Source organism: Massilia sp. TWP1-3-3, from assembly GCF_049897805.1.
Taxonomy (GTDB): Bacteria; Pseudomonadota; Gammaproteobacteria; order Burkholderiales; family Burkholderiaceae_D; genus Telluria_A.
On sequence record NZ_JAFCWX010000081.1, the window covers coordinates 1 to 3,752 of the forward strand.

Sequence of the window (3,752 nt, forward strand, 5' to 3'; positions counted from 1 at the left end):
TGTCTGGTATCCACAGCCATAATTTTGACGGCGCCGGGTTCAATCAGTGGCAGCTGGACGACACGCCGGGCCAGGTACGCACGCGGCTGGCAACCAGCACGGCGGCGACCCAGCTCAATTTGGGTTATCTGATCGCGCAGCAGGCCTCCTCCGCCCAGCGCGGTGCGTACCGGGGCAGCGGCTTTGAGCTGCGCACCGACGCCTGGGGCGTAGTGCGCGGCGGCGACGGCGTGCTGTTGTCGACCACGGCGCGCGCGCAGCAAGGCAGCGGCGTGACATCGACCCAGCTCGATACCGAGCAGGCGCTGGCGCAGTTCCACAGCGCGCACGATCTGGGCAAACTGCTGGGCGACACCGCCAGCGAGCAGGCTGCCTTGTTTAGCAAAGATGCGACCAAGGCGCATAAAGCATTTATCGAACAGATTGATCCCAAGGCCAAGGGCAAGCATGAGGGTGCCGTTGGCGGGCAGGATGCCAGCAAGGCCAAGCTGGGCGAGCGCGAGCTCGATAGCGAGCAGCCAGTGGAAAAATTCGGCAAGCCGATCGTGCTGATGGACGCGCCAGCCAGCATCAACTGGGCCACGCCGGCGTCGACAGTGGTGTATGCAGGCGAGCATTTGCAGTGGACGACGCGCTCGGACTTGCACATGACGGCGGCGCATACAATGTCGTCGGTGGCGGCGAATGCCGTGAATTTGTTCACGCATGCGGGCGGAATCCAGGCGATTGCGGGTAGTGGGCCGGTGTCGGTGCAGGCCCACACGGATCAGCTGGAGATTTTCGCAGATAAGGCGGTTACGATCATTTCCGTGAATGAATCAATCAAAATTAGTGCAAGCCAAAAGATTATTTTGCAGGCCGGCCAATCGTCAATTACCCTTGATGGTGCCAACATCACTTTCGCCTGTCCGGGCAACTTCACGGTCAGGGGTAGCCAGCACAGCTTTGACGCCGGCAAACGAACTGATGCATCTTTTGCGCCGCTACCTAGTTCCAAGGCGAGTTTTTATGATCGGCGAATTAAGTTAAGCGAGGAAGCAACGGGCAATGCACTGCCAAATTCTCCTTATTTTATTAGACTTGCTAGCGGAATAGTTTTCCACGGGATGTCTGATAACGAAGGTTTTGTGGAAATGGTACATGGCAATTCACCAGAAGCAGGAAAACTCTTCGTTGGTCACGCCGCCCTCCTAGAGATCGACAAATATTCGAAAGGATCGTAATGTCGTCAGAGCCGTCCGTGGACGAAATTTTGCAAGGTGTCCCAGGCAAAACTAAGACAAGTAATCAAATACCGAAGGGGCCATCGGATCAACCTTCAGTTGAGGCAATTTTACAGAGCGGGCCGAAACAAGGGGTGAAGGCGGCAAAGAAAGCGACTGACATTTCCCTGACCCCTACTGCACAAAAGGACACGCATACCGAGCCAGTAAAATTCACAAATATTTCGGGCAGATACGCCATTGTAACTAAAATTACTAGGCCGAAAATCGTCCATGACGGTGGATTTGTTGAGCGATACGGTAGACGCGCGCCAACGAAAGCTGATGCTTTTTCAAGAGCGAAATGGAAGGCAAAACTGAACGGAGCCGAGGCCACCTGTGGCCCAATAACTGGACCGCTGAATCCTCTATGTAATTTTGAGGATCAGACAGACGCGACCGCAGCCTATCGATATTTTTGGGAGGGCAAAGGAAAAGACAGATGGGCAATTAGTTACGAAAAATATTTGCGATCCGATCCGTCCGCCTTGAATCTCGTGGGCCAGCTCGTCAACGATTTCATCGGGCACATAGAAGTTATTGGGAAGAATCGCACAACTTTTCAGGTCGTAAGTGGACAATATGCGATCGGCGAGGAAGGTTTTGCACCATATCCCGCCACTGTGAACTGGCAGCGAGCTATAGGCGCGCATATCCTTTGGGTCAGCGCAACTGTGACTGCATCGGTTAGAAAACAGAAAATTGAATACGCGGCTGAAATGACTATCCACATGGAGGATCGTTATAACTTCAATCCTGGTGGAACCGATATTGGATCGGGCACGATTAAGGACGAGGAGAACGGGGCGTTTGAAATGAATGGTTGGGCCAACTCATACATGAATTATGCAGCGGTGGCCCGAGGCGTGATGTGGACAGAGGGTGACGGGCGGGCGAGAGTGATTGTGGTTAGGCCAGTTCCGCCACCGGATAAAATGGCCAAGTCATTATGGGAATAAATAGCATGATTCGCGACGTCAAGTGTGTTGCGCTTGGAATTTTAATATTTCTTTTAGGTGGATGTCATATGTTTGCTGCAGATAAAGACGATGCAGTTAGTCGAGATATGCGGGAACTCCAGCAGGTCATAAAAATCTCCGTTCCAGCGCAAGCGATCAAGTGGGAAATATTTGGAACCCCAGAAGACAAAGGAGCGGGTGCACCGGGACCGACCGATTATATGACGCTGGTTGCAGAAGTAACTGCCCCAGACAGCAGTTGGATGGAACATCTTAAGGACAATGCAGGGAAAGTATGGATTGCGCCAGAATCTGCGCGCCCTTGGCTGTCACAATATTTTCAAACGCTTTTGAAAACAGCTAATAAGAATTTAACCAACTGGACTCACTGCAAAAAATACCAGGTGGAATTGACGAAAACTGGAAAACTAGTCGACGGTTTCGCATGCGAACACGAGGGCTTGCTGCTCATACACGTGCTGCTTCTGGCGCCTCAAGCGCGCGACCGCAACCCGGACAAGCCGCCGGTATTTGAATAAAAATTGCGCCGATAGCCAAGATCAGCTATTGGGGAATCAAAAGCGGGAACGAGCAGTCGAAGAAAGATGCGATTATGGCAAATCTGGCCTATCAATATATATTGGCGAGTGTGTTCACTATTTCAAGTACGGCATGCTCCGGCAATTCAAGGCCGGATGCGATTGTGACGGAAGTAGCCGGGCTTCCCTGTTTCGCAATTCCTGAGAACCGCGAAACACGTGGTGGAATTCCACTATATGGGTTATTGGTCTCCGAGCGGCCATCAAGCGAATCCACTTTGCCGCCCAGCGAACTATGGAGCGTTTCGGTCGAGCCCGCTGGGGCCTCAATCGTGGCGAGGCCACATAGTTGTATTCGCTACGGAGAAACACCACTTGGCGCTGTGGCAGGAACACCGCTGACCCTGCAGCCGCATCATGTTTATGGTATTGATCTTAATGCGCGCCCCGAAAACTCGAACGTTCATTCGTACTCTGCCCAATTTTGCATTAGATTAGTCGGTGGCAAAAGTGTTGTTCAAGTTATCCCCTGGAATGATAAGTCAAACCAGTGGCAATATAATGTATGCAACAAGTTGTGAACCTGAGCACTACTTCAAACCTTTCTTTGGGGACTTACTAAGCCATTAACGATGCAAGTCACCTTGGAACGTGTTTCTTCACCTGGCCTGTTCGGGACTAGCTAAGCCAACATGCTTGCTCGGTCACGCCGACTAGGAAGGTACGGAAGACACTATTTGTTCTCGGAGAGAAAAGCTGTTTGCTGACACACCAAATGCTCGCTCTTCACGATAGGTCTCGCCGGCCGCACCAGCGCGCAGACCTCCTCAATCCTTCGCGTAGAGTCCCTTCCCCACCCCAGCAAAAACCGGCCGAAAAGTGCGCAGAAATCAAGAAACGTTACAAATTAATTACTATTAGCAAACGGAAAAAGTTTACAATGAGCGTCGCGCATGCCTACGGTAAATTAGACGAGAGTTTGCCAGGTAGGC

The 3,752-nt window shown here is 52.1% G+C and carries 4 protein-coding genes; all 4 read left to right on the top strand.

Features of this window, described 5'->3' with window-relative positions; genetic code table 11:
* On the top strand, positions 1-1,223 hold a 1,223-nt coding region (locus ACP7D4_RS27650; RefSeq protein ID WP_426212621.1), incomplete at its 5' end, for a DUF2345 domain-containing protein.
* 17 nt (positions 1,224-1,240) lie between these two features.
* Positions 1,241-2,221: a hypothetical protein gene (locus ACP7D4_RS27655; RefSeq protein ID WP_426212623.1), complete on the top strand. Its 981-nt coding sequence runs from the start codon at positions 1,241-1,243 to the stop codon at positions 2,219-2,221.
* A gap of 5 nt (positions 2,222-2,226) precedes the next feature.
* Entirely contained in the window at positions 2,227-2,760 is a 534-nt protein-coding gene (locus tag ACP7D4_RS27660) for a hypothetical protein (protein ID WP_426212624.1), read from the top strand.
* A gap of 74 nt (positions 2,761-2,834) precedes the next feature.
* Positions 2,835-3,341: a hypothetical protein gene (locus tag ACP7D4_RS27665; RefSeq protein ID WP_426212625.1), complete on the top strand. Its 507-nt coding sequence runs from the start codon at positions 2,835-2,837 to the stop codon at positions 3,339-3,341.
* The last annotated feature ends 411 nt before the right edge of the window (positions 3,342-3,752 follow it).